16 protein-coding genes are annotated in these 17,524 nt (G+C 56.7%); 6 read left to right on the top strand and 10 right to left on the bottom strand.

Annotated features, from left to right (window positions below; translation table 11 throughout):
• Positions 1–47: 47 nt before the first annotated feature.
• Positions 48–1,148, bottom strand: coding sequence for a polysaccharide biosynthesis/export family protein (locus SHIM_RS01825; RefSeq protein WP_054000924.1), 1,101 nt, complete (start codon positions 1,146–1,148; stop codon positions 48–50).
• A 358-nt stretch (positions 1,149–1,506) separates the two neighbouring features.
• On the opposite strand from SHIM_RS01825, the gene SHIM_RS01820 reads away from it, so the two are divergent.
• On the top strand, positions 1,507–3,396 hold the full coding sequence (locus SHIM_RS01820; RefSeq protein WP_054000923.1) for a polysaccharide biosynthesis protein: 1,890 nt from the start codon (positions 1,507–1,509) through the stop codon (positions 3,394–3,396).
• Here the strand turns inward: SHIM_RS01820 and SHIM_RS01815 are convergent, their stop codons facing one another.
• The 4 genes from SHIM_RS01815 to cysQ are packed head-to-tail and all read right to left on the bottom strand — an operon-like array spanning position 3,397 to position 7,278.
• A complete protein-coding gene (locus SHIM_RS01815; protein WP_054000922.1) occupies positions 3,397–4,422 on the bottom strand; it encodes an NAD-dependent epimerase/dehydratase family protein in 1,026 nt (341 codons plus the stop codon). It abuts the gene before it with no gap.
• Entirely contained in the window at positions 4,419–5,684 is a 1,266-nt protein-coding gene (locus tag SHIM_RS01810) for a glycosyltransferase family 2 protein (protein ID WP_054000921.1), read from the bottom strand. Before SHIM_RS01810 ends, SHIM_RS01815 begins: the two co-directional genes overlap by 4 nt.
• Complete coding sequence (locus SHIM_RS01805; protein ID WP_054000920.1) at positions 5,681–6,481, bottom strand: 3-deoxy-manno-octulosonate cytidylyltransferase; 801 nt, start codon at positions 6,479–6,481, stop codon at positions 5,681–5,683. Before SHIM_RS01805 ends, SHIM_RS01810 begins: the two co-directional genes overlap by 4 nt.
• Positions 6,481–7,278 (bottom strand): 3'(2'),5'-bisphosphate nucleotidase CysQ, encoded by a 798-nt coding sequence (gene cysQ / locus SHIM_RS01800; protein WP_054000919.1) that lies wholly within the window; start codon positions 7,276–7,278, stop codon positions 6,481–6,483. The genes SHIM_RS01805 and cysQ overlap by 1 nt, the downstream gene beginning before the upstream one ends.
• 119 nt (positions 7,279–7,397) lie before the next feature.
• Between cysQ and SHIM_RS01795 the strand changes: the two genes are divergently transcribed.
• Both SHIM_RS01795 and SHIM_RS01790 read left to right on the top strand, forming a co-directional pair.
• Entirely contained in the window at positions 7,398–8,219 is an 822-nt protein-coding gene (locus tag SHIM_RS01795) for an ABC transporter permease (protein WP_054000918.1), read from the top strand.
• Positions 8,216–8,806 carry an SH3 domain-containing protein gene (locus SHIM_RS01790; protein ID WP_054000917.1) on the top strand — a complete coding sequence of 197 codons (591 nt, stop codon included), beginning with the start codon at positions 8,216–8,218 and terminating at the stop codon, positions 8,804–8,806. Before SHIM_RS01795 ends, SHIM_RS01790 begins: the two co-directional genes overlap by 4 nt.
• A 36-nt stretch (positions 8,807–8,842) precedes the next feature.
• Here SHIM_RS01790 and SHIM_RS01785 read toward each other — a convergent pair whose 3' ends face one another.
• Complete coding sequence (locus SHIM_RS01785) at positions 8,843–9,451, bottom strand: alpha-ketoglutarate-dependent dioxygenase AlkB family protein (RefSeq protein ID WP_054000916.1); 609 nt, start codon at positions 9,449–9,451, stop codon at positions 8,843–8,845.
• A gap of 206 nt (positions 9,452–9,657) precedes the next feature.
• Between SHIM_RS01785 and dnaK the strand changes: the two genes are divergently transcribed.
• Positions 9,658–11,574 carry a molecular chaperone DnaK gene (dnaK, locus tag SHIM_RS01780; protein ID WP_054000915.1) on the top strand — a complete coding sequence of 639 codons (1,917 nt, stop codon included), beginning with the start codon at positions 9,658–9,660 and terminating at the stop codon, positions 11,572–11,574.
• 76 nt (positions 11,575–11,650) lie between these two features.
• The gene (dnaJ, locus tag SHIM_RS01775) at positions 11,651–12,805 is read left to right on the top strand and encodes a molecular chaperone DnaJ (RefSeq protein WP_054000914.1); all 1,155 of its coding nucleotides are present in this window, start codon (positions 11,651–11,653) and stop codon (positions 12,803–12,805) included.
• Positions 12,806–12,861: 56 nt separating this feature from the next.
• On the opposite strand, the gene SHIM_RS01770 is transcribed toward dnaJ, so the two are convergent.
• The 3 genes from SHIM_RS01770 to SHIM_RS01760 form a co-directional block, all read right to left on the bottom strand.
• Entirely contained in the window at positions 12,862–13,248 is a 387-nt protein-coding gene (locus SHIM_RS01770; RefSeq protein WP_054000913.1) for a hypothetical protein, read from the bottom strand.
• Positions 13,249–13,354: 106 nt separating this feature from the next.
• Positions 13,355–14,026: a hypothetical protein gene (locus tag SHIM_RS01765; protein ID WP_054000912.1), complete on the bottom strand. Its 672-nt coding sequence runs from the start codon at positions 14,024–14,026 to the stop codon at positions 13,355–13,357.
• Between the two features lie 120 nt (positions 14,027–14,146).
• A complete protein-coding gene (locus SHIM_RS01760) occupies positions 14,147–14,983 on the bottom strand; it encodes an amino acid ABC transporter substrate-binding protein (protein ID WP_152926385.1) in 837 nt (278 codons plus the stop codon).
• A 207-nt stretch (positions 14,984–15,190) separates the two neighbouring features.
• Between SHIM_RS01760 and radC the strand changes: the two genes are divergently transcribed.
• The gene (gene radC / locus SHIM_RS01755) at positions 15,191–15,952 is read left to right on the top strand and encodes a RadC family protein (protein ID WP_054000945.1); all 762 of its coding nucleotides are present in this window, start codon (positions 15,191–15,193) and stop codon (positions 15,950–15,952) included.
• A gap of 1 nt (position 15,953) precedes the next feature.
• Here radC and SHIM_RS01750 read toward each other — a convergent pair whose 3' ends face one another.
• The gene (locus SHIM_RS01750; protein ID WP_054000910.1) at positions 15,954–17,513 is read right to left on the bottom strand and encodes a phosphate ABC transporter substrate-binding/OmpA family protein; all 1,560 of its coding nucleotides are present in this window, start codon (positions 17,511–17,513) and stop codon (positions 15,954–15,956) included.
• Positions 17,514–17,524 lie beyond the last annotated feature (11 nt).

The following is a 17,524-nucleotide window of genomic DNA, read 5'->3' as shown; positions in this document are numbered from 1 at the left end:
AATTGCTCGCCTTTTCCCTACACAGCCGCGAAGCGGGCTATGCCTGCCTAGTCAAACAGGTTGTTTATGGCAAACAACGACCCAGCCAATGCAATCACCGCCTGCGCCGGCTTCACTGCCGACTCCGACGCAATCACAATGTCGCTTGGTTGTATTTGAAAGTTCTTAGCGCCGTAAACACCGTCGGCGTTGGTGATATCAAACACAAACACCATGTGGCGCATCGGCGGCCCAGTCCGATCTGCCCGAACAGCAGACTCAGGATATTCCCGTAAAATCAGAATGCCCTGCGGATTGGCCCGCGTATCCACGAGCCCCCCTAGAATGGCCAACGCCTCCATCGCCGAGATGTGTTCCTTGTGGAAGAACACCTGCTCTTCTTTCTGTGTCGATCCAACGGCCAGGAAGAATCGCTCTTCCTCATCTACAATCACCTGATCGCCACCACGCAAGATGACGTTCTTGGCCGGATCTTTATAAAGACTGTCCATTGGAATTTCATAAGATTGGTCGCCTCGGACCAACCGAATAAGCGGGTTTTCGACCGACTCGTCCACACCGCCCGCCTGCGCAATAAGCGACAGCAACGACACATTCCGATCCGGCAATGGATAGCTGCCCGGAGTGCGCACACCCGACACCAGATCCGCGGAATTGCGACGGCCTGACCTCACTTCAATCTGCACCTGCGCCGAAGGGGCGATGGGTGTGAGGCGGTCTTGGATAACCCTACGAGCTTCTTGTGGCGTCAAACCATTGACTTGAATGTTATCGACATAAGGCACAAAAACCGAACCTTCGAGGGTCACTTCCTCAGGCCGCAATGGCGCACTGCGCTGCTCAGGGCCAAGCAGCAGAGAGTTGTCTTGATTGTCCCAAATGGTCAGCGTGACCAGATCGCCGGGGCGGATGATCCGGTTGCCGGGGCCGGACTGCCGGGCAAACCAATGATAATGTCCATGCCATCCCGAAGCGGGCCATTTTTGAATGTCGCGGGCGCTGGTGCGGGTGACGCGTTCAATCGCGATGTCGTCCTGTGTGGAATTCCCAACTATCTCAGATGCAATTGGCCCGCCACGTGGGAGCGAACAACCGCCCAGCATACCCACCGCTAGAAGCATCACTGCGATAACAGCCCTAAAATTCATTCACATTGCCTCAAAACTTGCAGCTCGCACCGATCTTTTTGCGGCCAGTGAATGACAGGTTTGCATCGTCTTGGCTATCATCTTGGTCGCTTAAGTTGGTCAATTACGGATTTTATGTTGTAAATTGGTCGAAACCGGGTGTCCCAAAAGCATCCAAACGGACACCAAGGCACAATGCTAGTTTTTTGTGCGAGTTTCCGCCGATTTCGCCCAAAGAGGAACCCAAGTTGGCTGGTTTTCCATTTTCGTCACAAACAATGCTATAACACCTTAAAGAGAAAATTCTTTTTGTTCCTTTAGCGATTTTGTACAGGCAATGCACAACTGACGGCCTGAATGCTTTATACTGAGACTAGCAATGCTCTATGAGTTTCTAACTACCTTAAAACGCTCCCAAAAAGGGCTCATCCTGATCTGCCTGGATCTGGTGCTTGTGGTGGTCGCTGTTTTGATTGGCGACGCGCTATTGACCCACGCAGACACTGGATCGCTGGGACTCCTCGACCTCTCTTTGTATCTGGTGATTCTCTTGCCGCTGGCCGCTGGCCTCATAAAATTCTTCGGCCTGCACACGATCAAGCTCAACGCTTACGGGCTAGACGACATTGGCCAAACTTTGCTCATCGCGGCCGTGTTGACCGTCTCCGGCGAGGCGTTGACGTGGGTTTCTAATGACATTCCCCACGTGCCTTTTGCGGCCCTGCTCAATTTCGGCATTATCTACGCAGTATTGTCGGTGGCCTCGCGGATCCTTCTGCGCAAAATCGTACAACGCATTTACGCCAGCCGCCGCAAACGCAAGCTGGTGTTGATCTACGGCGCTGGACAAACCGGTCAGCAACTGGCCGCTGCGCTTCAGACCGATGACGAATTTGAAGTGGCGTGTTTTGTCGACGACAACCCCAACCTTCACAACCTCTCGGTACTTCGCCTGCGGGTGCATTCGCCAAACAATATCGCGATGCTGGTGCAACGTATCGGCATTGATCGCGTGATCCTTGCCATGCCTTCCGCAGAACAGGCAGTGCGCCTGCGACTCGCCCAAAAACTGCGCGGGCTGGGCTGCGAAGTCCTGGCGCTTCCCTCCTTCGCCGACATGGTGTTGCGCGGCGAAAAGGTGACCTCGTCTCAGCCCATGCAAATGCGCGCACTGCTTGGGCGTGACGCGCTGGAAACCGATCTGCCGTCGTCAAACTCGACGTATCGCGGCCTGAACATTCTGGTGACCGGCGCGGGCGGCTCCATCGGCTCCGAGTTGTGTCGTCAAGTGATCCGGTTGCGACCGGCACAGGTCGTGCTGCTCGATCATAGTGAACACGCTCTCTACCGAATTCAGCGCGAATTGGTCGACATGGGTTTGAATGTCAAACTGGTGGCCGTTTTGGGATCTGTTGTGAACCCCGAACTGGTGCGCGAAACCCTTGAGAAACACGACATCGACGTTGTGTTTCACGCAGCCGCCTACAAACACGTCAACATCGTCGAAGGCAACGCTTTTGAGGGCGTCCGAAACAACGTTTTTGGCACCCGCATCGTGGCCGACGAGGCCCGCCGCGCCGGTGTGCGCCGCTTTATTCTGGTCTCCACCGACAAGGCTGTGCGTCCGGAATCCGTTATGGGATCATCCAAACGTCTGGCAGAACTGGTCATTCAGGATCTTGCCACTCGCGCTGAGACCACCAAATTTTCCATGGTGCGTTTTGGCAATGTACTGGGCTCCTCCGGCTCGGTAATCCCGCTGTTTCAGGATCAAATCCGCAATGGCGGACCGGTCACGGTCACGCATCCCGATGTCACCCGCTTTTTCATGACCGTTGACGAGGCCGTGCGGCTTGTGCTGCTCGCTGGCAGCTTTTCACGTGGTGGCGATGTCTTTGTGCTGGATATGGGCCAACCGGTCAAAATTCTCGATGTCGCCCACAAGATGATCGAAACGGCAGGTTATACCCCGCGCAACGACCGCAATCCGAACGGCGATATTCCGGTTGTGATCAGCGGCCTGCAACCCGGTGAAAAGATCCACGAAGAGCTGCTGATCGGCTCTGACATGTTGACGACGCCTCACCCCAAAATCCTTCGGGCGCAAGAAAACTACCTGTCCGAACTGGAAATTGCTGGCGCGTTGCAAGACCTCCGCCGCGCAGTGCAAGAGCGCGACACAGAATTGCTCGAGGCCACTTTGGGACGCTGGGTTGAATCCGGAGACAAACCGGACCAGGTCGGGCTGACCATCGTCGGCGAAAACTGATCAGACGTTGTAAAAGTCGCGATACCACGTCACGAACTTCGCCACACCCACCTCCACCGGTGTCTGTGGGATCTGTCCGGTCAATTGTTCCAGCAAACCCGCATCTGCCCATGTCGCCGGCACATCGCCCGCCTGCATCGGCATGAAATTCTTCTCGGCCTCCTGACCCAACGCGGTTTCGATCGCCTTGATGTAATCCATCAACTGCACCGGTTGGCCGTTGCCGATATTGCACACCCGCCAAGGCGCCACGGCGCTCAGGCTGTCGGCCTCATAGACTGCCTCGCGCGCGTCCGGTTTTGCGGGCACCGCCTCGATCAGCGCCACAATGCCGGCCACCAGATCGTCGATAAAGGTGAAGTCCCGCATCATGTCGCCGTGGTTGTAAACATCAATCGCGTTGCCTTCCAAAATCGCCTTGGTGAATTTGAAAAGCGCCATGTCCGGCCGCCCCCATGGACCATAAACCGTAAAGAACCGGAACATGGTGATCGGTAGGTCGTAAAGATGCGCATAAGAATGCGCCATCGCCTCGTTTGCCTTCTTGGTGGCCGCATAAAACGACATCTGACTGTCCGCCTTATGCGTCTCGGCATAGGGCATTTCCGTGTTTGCGCCATAGACCGAACTGGTCGACGCCATCAGCATATGCGCAGGTGGAAAGGCCCGCGCCGCCTCCAGCAAATCAAACGTCCCCATCAGGTTGGCCTCAAGATAAGACCGCGGCGCATCAATTGAATATCGCACACCAGCTTGCGCCGCCAAATGGATCACAGCATCGGGCTGATGGTCCTCAAAAATCGCCATCAACTTGCCGGGTTCTTCCAGTCGTGCGTTGATCGCGCTGAAACCGGCGTTTTGCAAAAGCATCGCGTGACGACGCTCCTTGAGCGACACATCGTAATAGTCGGTCATCGCGTCCAGACCAATCACACGCCAGCCATCCGCCAACAGCTGCTTGGCGGTGTGATAGCCGATGAATCCGGCTGATCCTGTTACCAAGGCGGTGCGCTGATGCTGTGTCATGTCTTGTCCTTCCCAAAGGCGTGCGCGCCTTCATCCAACAACATGCGTTGTCGGGCAACCCTTTGTTTTTCCTGCTGCACCCTCTTGCGAAACCCGATCAGTCGAAACAGTTTCCCGTCTCTACCGGCGCGACCAAACAACCCACCGGTCTGCACCCAAAAGCCCTCGCCGTCATAGGCCACACGATGAAACAGCCCCGTACGCGAAAACACAAAAGCCGACGCCACCCGCCCCGCGCGCGCATGGCAGTGCGCCTCGCGCAAAATCGCGCGGCGGCGCCAAAAGCGGCCAGCCACCACAACGGAACCGGACGAAATGCTTTCAAAACTGCGAAATCCTTCCGGCGCCCGAGGGATCCTCGGCAATACCGCGATGTCACGCTCAAGCCCCTCATCGTAGCCCTGCCGCAACCCACGCATCAATCGCGCCACATCACCCGGCATCATCTCACCGCGCACCATGAATTCCACCAGCCGCAGCCTTTGTTCGCGCTTAAATGCTTTCCAAACTGCCGCACGCTCCGCCTCGGGGCAATGCTTGCGCAGAAAAACCGCCATGCTGGCGCCAATTCCGCTCAGGTCACGCGGCGCCCGACTGGCCAACCGCCGTACGCTTTCCAGATATCCGTGGTGCACCTCGGCCAGCGGCACAATCGTCGTCACCGCGTCCATCTCCGCCAAGCGCATATTCAGATCGGTTTCGTCGAGGTAAAAATGAAAAGCCGGATCAAAGCCACCCATCTCGGCGATCACATCACGGCGAAAGGCCATATTGGTGCCTTCGGTTTTGATCGCGCGCCCCTGGGCTGGGCTCATTTCCACCGGTTTGTCACTGTTCAGTGCAATATCGCTGTGCCGCGCAGCGCCATCCACGCTTCGGGCTTGCCATTGAAACGCGATCCCGTTGCGCCCGCGCACAAACCCGCCAACGGCGGACACTTCGGGTTGGTCAAACGGCGCCATCAAGTGCCAAAGCCATCCGGTTTCCGGCACCGCGTCATCGTCAATGAACGCAACAATTTCACCAGCAGCGGCAGCAATCCCCAGATTACGCGCGGCCGAAATGTTGGCCTCGTCAAACGAGACCGTCTTTAGCTGATGACCAAAGTCAAGAAACCCGACCGCTTCCATGCCCTCGGCATCGGTCACAACGATCACTTCAAACTGCGCATAAACCTGCTGCGAAATGCCCGTCAGCGTCCGTCGCAATGCCTTGGGACGACCTCGGCTGACAACGATAACGCTCACAGGCGGCTGCGTCATGCGACGCCCATCTCGGCCATCATCGCCTCAATCCGAGGCACATCTTCGGGATTGTTCAACTCCCAGAACTGCCGCCCCCGCGCCTCAACCTCGACGCACAGCACTTGCCGCCCATGTTCCATGAACCGCAATTGCTCCAACCCTTCCAGCTGCTCCAGCGGACCCGCCGCCCAGCGCGGATAGGCGCCCAATGCTGACGGACGATAGGCATAGACGCCAACATGGTGAAACACCGGCGTCGCGTCTTCGTCGCTATAGCTGTCAGTGGTGAACGGGATCACTTCCTTGGAGAAATAAAGCGCGTGATGGTCCGTGGTAAACACCGCCGTCGTGCCACCCACACGCCCGTCGCGCCGATCTTCAAGAAATCCGTTCAACGCTCGGCCATCGCAGCGCAACACAGGTGTCGCCACTTCGGCCATCGTGTCCTTGCGCAGCCCTTCGACAAGGTCTTCGACAAACCATGCGGGGGTCAGCGGGGCATCGCCCTGCAAGTTGACGACAATGTCAAAACCACCGCCCAGCGCATCAAACGCCTCGGCGCAACGCTCTGTGCCGTTGGCGCAGGCCTCCGAGGTCATCACCACTTCGGCGCCGAACGCTTCGGCTGCGTCCTTGATGCGATCGTCATCCGTTGCCACCACAACGCGGTCCACGCCTTTGACGGCACAGGCCGCGTCCCAACTGCGACGGATCAGGCTGCGGGCCTCACCGGTCGCCCCGCGCAATTCCGCCAAAGGTTTGGCGGGATAGCGCGACGAGGCATAACGCGCGGGGATAACGATCAGAACAGACATCAGGCGGTTTTGAGCGCCACGTCAGGCGCATAGGCGATAAAGAACGGGTTGGCGAAATCTTCTTTGCCGTAAACCAGCGGCGTGTGGTCATCAAACCGCACAACCTGACCGCCCGCGCCCAACAGAACCGCATGCCCTGCGGCCGTGTCCCACTCCATGGTGCGGCCCACGCGCGGATAGATGTCCGCTTCGCCAGTGGCCACAAGGCAGAATTTCAGCGAACTGCCAGCAGATTTGCTGTCTTTGACGTTGTACTTGTTGATGTAGTCGTCCGTCGCCTGATCGCGGTGCGATTTGGACGCCACCACCAACAGTGCAGCATTGTCCGATTTTGCAACGTTGATTGGGCTGGTTTCGCCGACAACCTCGGGATCAAACGCACCAACTTCTTCGACCGCTTGCCCATCTGCTTGGGTAAAGAACATGCGGTTTTTGGCGGGCGCATAGACCACACCGCGTTGTGGAACGCCTTTTTCAACATAGGCGATGTTCACGGTGAAATCGCCGCGGCGGTGGATGAATTCTTTGGTGCCGTCCAGCGGGTCCACAATCAGGAACGTCTCACCCTTGGCAGTGTGGCTCTCCGACTGTTCTTCGGTGACCAACATCACATCAGGAAACGCGGCCCGCAAACCGACAGAGATCAACGCGTCTGCGGCTTCGTCTGCCTCGGTCACCGGGCTGTCGTCGGATTTGACCTTCACGTCAAAATCATCGGCGTTGTAAATCTCCATGATCTTCTCACCGGCTTCGATTGCAAGCTTGCGGATAATCGGAATCAACACATCGTAATTCAAAAGAACTCTCCTACACGGGCATTTGTTGAACTGCACTACAGCGCCTCTTATGATAGCAGTGTAACAGAACGGCAAGATTTCCCTGACATAACAGCACTACCCCTAAAACGGCACAGGTCATGTTTCAGCAAACTGCACATAAAACGACGCTTTCGTCGGCACTTGGTATCTTCGAGCTGATTTATCACTCGATTGTGCGGGACGTGCGAAAATCACACGGCAATGCGGTTCTGTCGATTGTCATGAACATGCTTCAGGCGATCATTTTTGTGCTCGCCTTCTACGTTATGTTCTCGGTTCTCGGCCTGCGAAGCGCGGCCTTGCGCGGCGACTTTCTGATTTACCTTATGTCCGGTGTGTTTCTGTTTCTGACACACACCAAAACGCTGGGCGCAGTCGTCGGTTCAGAAGGTCCGTCCTCCCCCATGATGAAACACGCGCCGATGAACACGATCATCGCGATCGCGTCCGCCGCGCTTGGCACGCTCTACATTCAAATTTTGTCGCTCTTTGCGATCCTGTTTGTTTATCACGTCGCCTTTACGCCGATATCGTTTGACCAACCGATCCCGACCTTTGGCATGTTGCTGTTGGGCTGGTTCACTGGTCTCGCGATTGGCACTGTGTTTCTCGCGCTCAAACCGTGGTTTCCGACGTTTGTGTCGATTGCATCCACCATCTATGCCCGTGCCAATATGATTGCTTCGGGCAAAATGTTCGTCGCCAACACCCTGCCAAGCTTTATGTTGGCGATGTTTGACTGGAACCCGCTGTTTCACTGCATTGATCAATCGCGCGGCTTTGCCTTCATCAACTACTTCCCGCGCAACTCGTCGGTCATGTATCCTCTGATGGTTGGCATCGTTCTGTTGATGATCGGCCTGATGGGCGAATTTTACACCCGACGCCACGCCTCTCTTAGCTGGAATGCAAAACGATGATTCGCCTAATTGCCGCTCTCCTTCTTTTGCCGACCTTGCTTTGGGCGCAGGATTTTCCGGCGTTGCATGATGTGACCGACGTCGCCAGCGACGATGTGCTCAACATTCGCGCTGATGCGTCCTCCGGTGCGCCTCTCGTCGGCTCGTTTGCCTATAATGCGACAGACGTCGAAGTTATCACCGCAGAGGGCAACTGGGGCCGCGTCAACACTGGCGAAGGGTCCGGCTGGGTGTCGCTTCGCTATCTGGCACGACAAGAGCCCAACCCCGACTACGCGCTCGCCCAACGGCTCAGCTGTTATGGCACCGAACCCTTCTGGTCCGCAGAGTTCGTGCAAGGTCAACGTGTGCAGTTCTCAACACCTGCTGGCGATTACGAAACCCCCGGTGCCGGGTTGCTGGTGCCAGCCTCCGGTGTGCCGGGCCTCTGGGCTTTGGGCTATGGCGACTCGGTGGCCACCTTCCGCCGCGAACAATGCTCAGACGGCATGTCAGATCGTTTGTTCGGTCTTTCGGTTGCCGCATTCAAACGCCACGGTGGCGAGGTGTCGTTGCTCTCAGGGTGCTGTTCGATCGCCGGATACTGATCCAGCCACCCAAGGACGCTTCATTCGACGCCACGTTTAAAGGTCCACCACCCTCAATGTGATGTTGATCCGTCCACCATCCGGCAACAAACGTGATGAGCCGAACCGGATCCTGTCCACACCGTGATAGGCCAGCCGCGCAGCACCGCCCATCACCACCACGTCACCCGATTGCAGCCACACCGACTCGGTGCTGCCGCCCCGTTCTGTGCCACCAATGCGAAACAGCCCCTCATCCCCAAGGCTCACTGACACCACCGGCCAGTCAAAATCGCCTTCGTCTTTGTCCTGATGCAACCCCATCCGCGCGTCCTCGCCGTAGTAGTTGATCAGGCAGCAATCAGGCTCACGGTCCAACTCCGTGACCTCACGCCACAACGCCAGAATCGTTTCCGGTATCGGCGGCCAAGCCATCCCATCCGGATGCTCCGCCTCATACCGATAACCGCGCCGATCCGATATCCAGCCAAGCCGCCCGGCGCTGGTCATCTTCACGCTCATCGGTTTTCCCCACCGCGTCACGGGCGAACGCATCGGCGCCACACGCGCAACGGCGCGTAAATCGTCCAACAGCCCGTGTTGTGCGTCGGATGACAGAAAGCCCTTGAGCACCTCGAAGTCGCGAATTTTCAACCTTTTGTTCATCTTCGTGCGCGTTCTCTGCCCAATTGCCAAAACAAATGTCGTGATTCATACCCAATCGTTCCGTCCTTGCGGTTGCAGGGCTTATTTCGTGGCCCTATATACGCTCCGAAGCGCTTTTCCGTCTTGCGGGAAAGCAACTGGATCGGGGCACGGATGCCAAATCGGGTCCGGGCACCATACATCGCCTTAAGTAGAAGGGATACAGAATGAGCAAAGTGATCGGTATCGACCTCGGTACAACAAACTCCTGCGTCGCCATCATGGATGGTTCGCAGCCAAAAGTAATTGAAAACGCCGAAGGCGCGCGCACCACGCCGTCCATCGTCGCGTTCACGGATGACGAGCGTCTCGTAGGCCAGCCTGCAAAACGCCAGGCCGTTACCAACCCGGAAAACACCGTGTTCGGCGTCAAGCGCCTGATCGGTCGCCGCGTCGACGATGCGAACCTTGCCAAAGACCTCAAGAACATGCCGTTCTCTGTGATCGACGGTGGCAACGGTGACGCATGGGTCGAAGCAAAGGATGAGAAGTACTCTCCTTCGCAACTCTCCGCCTTCATTCTTGGCAAGATGAAAGAAACCGCCGAGTCCTATCTTGGCGAAGACGTGACACAGGCCGTGATCACCGTTCCTGCCTACTTCAACGACGCACAGCGTCAGGCGACCAAAGATGCCGGCAAAATCGCTGGCCTCGAAGTGCTGCGCATCATCAACGAGCCCACTGCGGCTGCGCTGGCCTATGGTCTGGACAAAGAAGAAACCCAAACCATCGCGGTCTATGACCTCGGCGGCGGTACATTCGACGTAACCATCCTCGAAATCGACGATGGCCTGTTCGAAGTGAAATCCACCAACGGCGACACGTTCTTGGGTGGTGAAGACTTTGACATGCGCATCGTGAACTACCTCGCGGATCAGTTCAAAAAAGAGCACAGCGTCGATCTGACCAAAGACAAAATGGCCCTGCAGCGTCTGAAAGAAGCTGCCGAGAAAGCCAAGATCGAACTGTCGTCCTCCAGCCAGACCGAGATCAACCAGCCGTTCATCTCGATGGACCCAGCCACCGGTACGCCGCTGCACATGGTCATCAAACTGACCCGTGCCAAGCTTGAATCGTTGGTCAACGACCTGATCAAAGCGTCGCTGAAGCCTTGTGCCGCCGCGTTGAAAGACGCCGGTCTGTCCGCAAACGAGATCGACGAAGTGGTTCTCGTGGGTGGTATGACACGCATGCCCAAAGTTATCGCGGAAGTGACCAAGTTCTTCGGTAAAGAGCCCCACAAAGGTGTGAACCCTGACGAAGTGGTTGCCATGGGCGCCGCCATTCAGGCCGGTGTTCTGCAAGGCGATGTCAAAGACGTGGTTCTGCTGGACGTGACGCCTCTGTCGCTGGGCATCGAAACGCTGGGTGGCGTGTTCACCCGTCTGATCGACCGCAACACAACGATCCCGACCAAAAAGTCGCAGATCTTCTCCACCGCCGAAGACAACCAGAACGCCGTGACCATCCGTGTGTTCCAGGGCGAGCGTGAAATGGCCACCGACAACAAGATCCTCGGCCAGTTCAACCTCGAAAACATCCCGCCCGCTCCACGCGGCATGCCACAGATCGAAGTGACCTTCGACATCGACGCCAACGGCATCGTGTCCGTGGGCGCGGCTGACAAAGGCACCGGCAAAGAGCAGAAAATCACCATCCAGGCCTCTGGTGGTCTGTCCGATGCCGACATCGAGAAAATGGTGCAGGACGCGGAAGACAACGCCGAGGCCGACAAAGAGCGCCGCGAGTTGATCGAAGCCCGCAACCAGGCCGAAAGCCTGGTGCACGACACCGAGAAACAGGTGGCCGAGCATGGCGACAAAGTGGATCCATCCACTGTCGAAGCCATCGAACTGGCCATTGCCTCGCTCAAAGATGACCTCGAGAAAGAGGACATCACCGGTGAGAAGCTGAAATCCGGCATCCAGAACGTCATGGAAGTGGCGATGCGTCTGGGTGAGGCGATCTACAAATCGGCTCAGACAGAGGCCGGCGAAGAGGCCCCTGACATGGATGCAGGACCAGCGGCAGATGACGACATCGTCGACGCCGACTTCGAAGACCTCGACGACGGCAAACGCTAAGTCGCTTACGGACCTGAAAATCGGGCCGGTCCGACCTCCGGATCGGCCCATTTCAGTCCAGCCAAAGGAGTAACCCATGGCAAAACGTGACTTCTATGAGGTGCTTGGCGTCGCCAAAGGGGCTTCGGCAGACGAGATCAAAAAAGGCTACCGTACCAAAGCCAAAGAACTGCACCCCGACCGCAACGCCGACAATCCCGAAGCGGAAAACCAGTTCAAAGAGGCCAACGAGGCCTACGAAGTTCTGAAAGACGCCGAGAAAAAAGCGGCCTATGACCGCTACGGCCACGCCGCCTTTGAAGGTGGCATGGGCGGCGGACAACGTGGCGGACATCCCGGTCAGGGCGACTTTGCCTCGGCCTTCTCCGACGTGTTTGACGACCTGTTCGGCGATTTCATGGGTGGCGGCGGCGGTGGACGCCCCGGCGGCGGGCGCCAACGCGCCTCGCGCGGCGCCGACCTGCGCTACAACCTGCGTATTTCACTCGAAGACGCCTTTGGCGGCATGCAGAAAACCATCAATGTGCCCACCTCGGTGGCCTGTGATGGCTGTGACGGCTCTGGCGCCGAAGGCGGTTCTGAACCCACCACCTGCCCGACATGCTCCGGCATGGGCAAGGTGCGCGCGCAGCAGGGTTTCTTCACCGTTGAACGCACCTGTCCGACCTGTTCGGGTCTGGGTCAGATCATCCAGAATCCCTGTAAATCCTGTGGTGGCCAAGGCCGCGTGGAAAAAGACCGCGCCCTATCGGTCAACATCCCCGCAGGCGTGGAAACCGGCACCCGCATCCGCCTTGCTGGTGAAGGCGAGGCCGGCATGCGCGGTGGTCCTGCAGGCGATCTCTATATCTTTATCGAGGTCAGCCCGCATCAGATCTTCGAACGAGACGGTGTGAACCTTTTCTGTCGCGTGCCGGTCAGCATGACCAGCGCAGCCCTTGGCGGCGACATCGAGGTGCCAACGATCGACGGCGGCCGTTCGCGGGTGAAAATCCCCTCAGGCTCACAATCAGGGCGTCAAATGCGCCTGCGCGGCAAAGGCATGCCCGCCCTGCGCGGCGGCGGCTCCGGCGACATGATGATCGAACTGGCGGTGGAAACTCCGGTGAAACTCACCAGCCGCCAAAAAGAGCTGTTGCGCGAGTTTGAAAACCTGAGCGAGGAGAACAACCCGGAAAGCACGAGCTTCTTCAGCTCGGTCAAAAGTTTCTGGGATTCGATGAAGGGGTAAAGCCCTGTCTCACCGAATTTGAAAAGTCCCGCATGGTTCAATGCGGGGCTTTCTTTTTATTCGCAATCATATGTGAATTCATAGACCGCCGGCTCAATAAGCCGCGCGACCTCATTCAATTCACATTCGCGCCCAGCTTCAGAGAAGTATCTTTTTGCCGCTGTCCGCGTCACAACCTCATCAGAGTTAATGAAAAGCAACGGCGCGTTAATGTTTCGATCCAGCGGATGCACCATCATCTTTTGCTGTTCCGGTTTGTCGTAAATAAATATTCGCGCGGCCTGCACGGTGACAGATTGGCGCTCTACTTTTGCGTAATTTTGATCCGGCATAAAGCTGGTGGTCTGACAAGCACCCACAAGCATCGCCGCACCAATTGTGAATTGATATTTCATCGTCTTCCTTTTTGGATTTGATTTGGTATTTTCTATGGCCTCGACCATCCGGCAGTCGCGACCGCGATTTCAGCGCATACGTGGTCGGCTCGACCTCCACCTGACCGAAACCGGAAATGTCACCACAATAGCTGTTTGCCTTTGTCCTCTCACCTCATGAGCACGAAACCGAATACACCCGTGTCGCGTAGTCTACGTGGTGTTTTTCACGCCCCAAGGAACAACCCCTCGCGTGCTGCCTCAAGTAGCTCTTAGCGATGTCGACAAAGTCATCGTCCCTCACTCCGAAATTCGGATATTTCGTCATGGCGACAAGCAACAGCTCCTCTGATGGATGCCGGGTAATGGTCGCATAGTTGGATGACAGACGCATGTTTTCAGAGCGACCGCCCACGAAACTTCGATCCACTGTGTATGCGCGGGCCGCAAAGTCCTGACATTCTTTTTCCAACACGCAATAGCGCTTGGATTTGGTGGATGCCTCACAGCTGTATGGAAATTCATATGCGCTTTCAGACAGCAAAGTGTCGCTCCCGACTTCACAGTCGCGACCACTCTCATAGAAGTATCGCTGCGCTGCCAGCCTCATAACTTTAGGAGCCGAGTTTCCACTAAGGCCTGACGAACCGATGCCTTCCTTATTCGGAGTGACGAGTATTCTTCCTGCTGCATCGTTTTCATAAACCCGCCAAGTCTTCCCGTTCCATTGAACGTATTCTCTCTCCACCCCCGCATAGCTCGGAATTGGCGCCTCAGCCGTCGTCGTCATACATCCGGCCAAAGCCAACACGGCAATGAGCGCAACAGTCATATTTATTCGGATCATGGAATAGTCTTCTCAAAGTTGTTTTGAGCAAAAGACTCCAACTCTACTCTCCACACAAGTCAAAAGAACCCTACCAGTAGGACTAAAAAGAACCGCGCCTGACCTGACAATTTGAATGACTTAGTCCACCTCAGGCGCCAGCATAAACAATGCAGTCAACCCGGGCCCCGGCACCAGACCGGGAATGGTTTTTTCCATCGTCTCGCGCACCGTACCGTTGGCATACAAACCGGACAGGATGCCATCCACCAAAAGACGGAAATCGGCATCACCGCGCGCCATGGCAAGGCCTTGCTTCTCCAGCGTGAAAATTTCACGCGCCAGTTTCAACTCATTGCGCCGCGGGCTCGACATCCAAAGTCCGGCAAGGATGGACTGATCCGCAAAATAAGCGTCAATCTCGCGTTTCTCCAACGCGATGATGCCGGCTTCGTGGTTCACAAAGCGGGTGGTTTTGACGTCAATCTCAGCACTCGCCAATTTCTGGGACAGCGTCCGATCTGTGGTTGTGTCACGCCTGACACCAATGCGTTTGCCGCTCAAAGTCCGCAGATCTTCCTCCGCAGTCGTTGGCAAAAGAACCGACGTACCGTCGACGTAGACTGGGATAGAGAAGTCAACCAGCGCCCGTCGCTCCAAAGTAATTGTCGCCACACCGCACAACAGATCTATCTCGCCGCTCGCGACCTTTTCGAACCGGTCGCTGGCGTCAACTTCGACAAACTGTACCTCAAGGTTGTCAGCTTGCAACACGTTCACAAGGCCCTGCGCCACATGCACACACAGCGCGGGGGTGTAGCCGGTGGGCGACCCGTCTTCCAGTTGGAACGACACCGGCGGCGCATCCGAACGAAACCCAAGCCGGATCTCGTTGCGTTCTAGAATCCGGTCGATGGTTTGGGCCTGCACAACGCTGGTCGAAAAAACAGCGATTAGGGCCGCAAAGAAAAGTCGCATGGATGTCTCCGCCAATTGTGGATCACCGTTGCGGCGCGCCAAACTGCGGCAACTGTCCCACCGAAACCAGCATCGGACAACCGAAATCGGCACTGTCGCGATACCGACGATATACCGACGCGTTACAGACAAGGGTTTTCGCTCAAGGATTGGGGCTGCCGTTACTTCGTTAACCTTTGATTTACCATGTGGGCGCAACTTGGAACCATGTCTGACCCCCGCAGTTTTTCAGATCGCCCTTTGCCGCTTTTTGACGCCGACGAGGCCCCCGCCGCGCCTCTGCCGACGGGCAAAGTGCCGTCTTATATTGGCGACCACCGCAAGCGCCTGCGCGCGCGGTTTCTGTCTGGCGGCGCAGATGCTTTGCCAGATTACGAGATGCTGGAACTGGTCCTGTTCCGCGCCATCCCACGTCAGGACGTCAAACCACTGGCCCATAAACTTCTGGAAACATTCGGAGATTTCAACGGCGTGGTCTCCGCACCCGTTTTACGTCTGCAGGAGGTTTCCGGCGTCGGTGATGCGGTTGTGACCGAGCTCAAGATCGTCGAGGCCGCCGCCCACAGACTGGCCCGCAGCCGTGTTATGCAGCGGCACGTGCTGTCCGGCTGGGACGCGTTGATCGCCTATTGCCACACCACCATGGCACACCGCGATACCGAACAGTTCCGCGTGCTGTATCTCGACACCAAAAACACCCTCATCGCGGACGAGGCGCAAGCGCAGGGCACAGTAAATCACGTCCCCGTCTACCCGCGCGAGGTGGCGAAACGGGCGCTCGAACTCAATGCCAGTGCGCTGATTTTAGTGCACAATCACCCATCGGGCGATCCCTCACCCTCGGACAGTGACATCTCAATGACCCATCAAATCGACACGGCCGCGCAGGCGCTTGGCCTCACGCTGCATGACCATCTGATCATTGGTAAATCCCGCGAACTCAGCTTTCGTGCCGAGGGGTATCTGTAGCTCAGTCGACCCAGATCTCGACCCGCCGGTTCACTTGCCGCCCCCACGAGGTATCATCACACGCCATAGGCATGGCCTCACCAAAGGCAATCGTGTCAAACGACAAGCGTTCCAAATTCGCCGTCTCAGCCGCCGCAAGCACCGCATCCCGCACCGTTTCGGCACGCTTCAAGGCGATGTTGCGGTTGATTTTTGCCGGCCCCTCACCGTCGGAAAACCCCACGAAATATAACTTTCTGGTGTCGTACCTGCCGCCTTCTATGGCCCGGGCCAGTTGATGAACGTTGGATCTGGACTGCGCATCCAGTCGCGACGATCCGGTCTGAAAACGAAACGACGTCGTCAGGCGTTTTTTGCCCAACAAAGTAGCCATCATTTCCTGTGTGTCTTCAAAGGTCAGGTCTTCGCCGACAACCGAAATTGCGTTGGCCAGCCGGTCACCCTGACTGTTGATCGCGATTTCCTCAGAGGTCTGATCCACAAACCCCGCCCGCCGGATCACAACCTGTGCAGACGGCCCGCGTGTGTACGCCAGAAAGTCCCGCACCAGCTTAGGCAACCGCCGCGCAGGAAAATACAAGAACATCGGCGCATTCAGGGGGTAGTCCTCGGTCTTGATCGTGCGTCGCGACGCTTCCAAAGAGAAGCCGCAACTTCCTGTAAGTGTCAGAACTTTGGTGCTTGATGTGTCAGAAAAACTAGTGATTCCAATGGAAAATGGATCGCGTTGCACCGCGGTGAGAAGGTCGGGGTTTCGATTATGACGAATAACTTCCGGCTGAAACGCCAAATTTGCTCGCACCATCAGTTGATCTTCGACCGCTTGCGCGAAGCCAGATTTGGCCGCCGCCAGATGGGTCGAAATCGGTGCATCGGGGCCGCCCAATTCGCTCCAGTTGCTGATTTTTCCCGCGTAAATCTCTGCCAACTGGACCAATGATATAGACGAGATTGGATTGTTGGCAGCCACAATTGGCACCATCCCGTCCAGCGCGAGAACGCGGCTGCGGTTGGTGTTACTCATATCCCCAAGCCCAGCTTCATATCCAAATGCGGCCTCTTGCGGGCGGATTTCACGCAGCGACATTGCAATGTCCGCCTCATCCGCAAGCAAATCGGCAAACCCTTCGTCGGCATTACTAGCGTGAAAGCGAAAGCGCGCACGCAGATCACCGGTTTCGAGCTGACTCAGATGATACTCAAACCGGGTCTCTTCGAAGTCTTTTCGCGTCACCGTGAACCCGTTTCTCAGAGCAAACGCTTCAAGCAACGCCGGCATCAAAACCTCAGCCATGCTTTCAGATCCGGAGATCGCCACATCGGCTACAAAGTTGATAAGATTGGGACATCCCGGGCCGTCACAGGTCACGCCGGACCCGTCGACCGTCAATTCGCCATAGATGGTATCGACGCGGTAGAATTCTCCATCAAACCCCAGAAGGGTGCCGATTATTTCCACAGCACCATCGTGCGACTTAAGCGTCACATCCTGCGCCGAGACGATTCCGGCGCTCAGACTAAATGAAAGTGCGGCGCAAACCGCCGCACAAAATCGCAACATTTGGAATTCCT

The sequence above is a fragment of the Shimia sp. SK013 genome (genome assembly GCF_001292625.1).
Taxonomy (GTDB): Bacteria; Pseudomonadota; Alphaproteobacteria; order Rhodobacterales; family Rhodobacteraceae; genus Shimia.
This window is presented reverse-complemented; position numbering and strand designations above follow the sequence as displayed.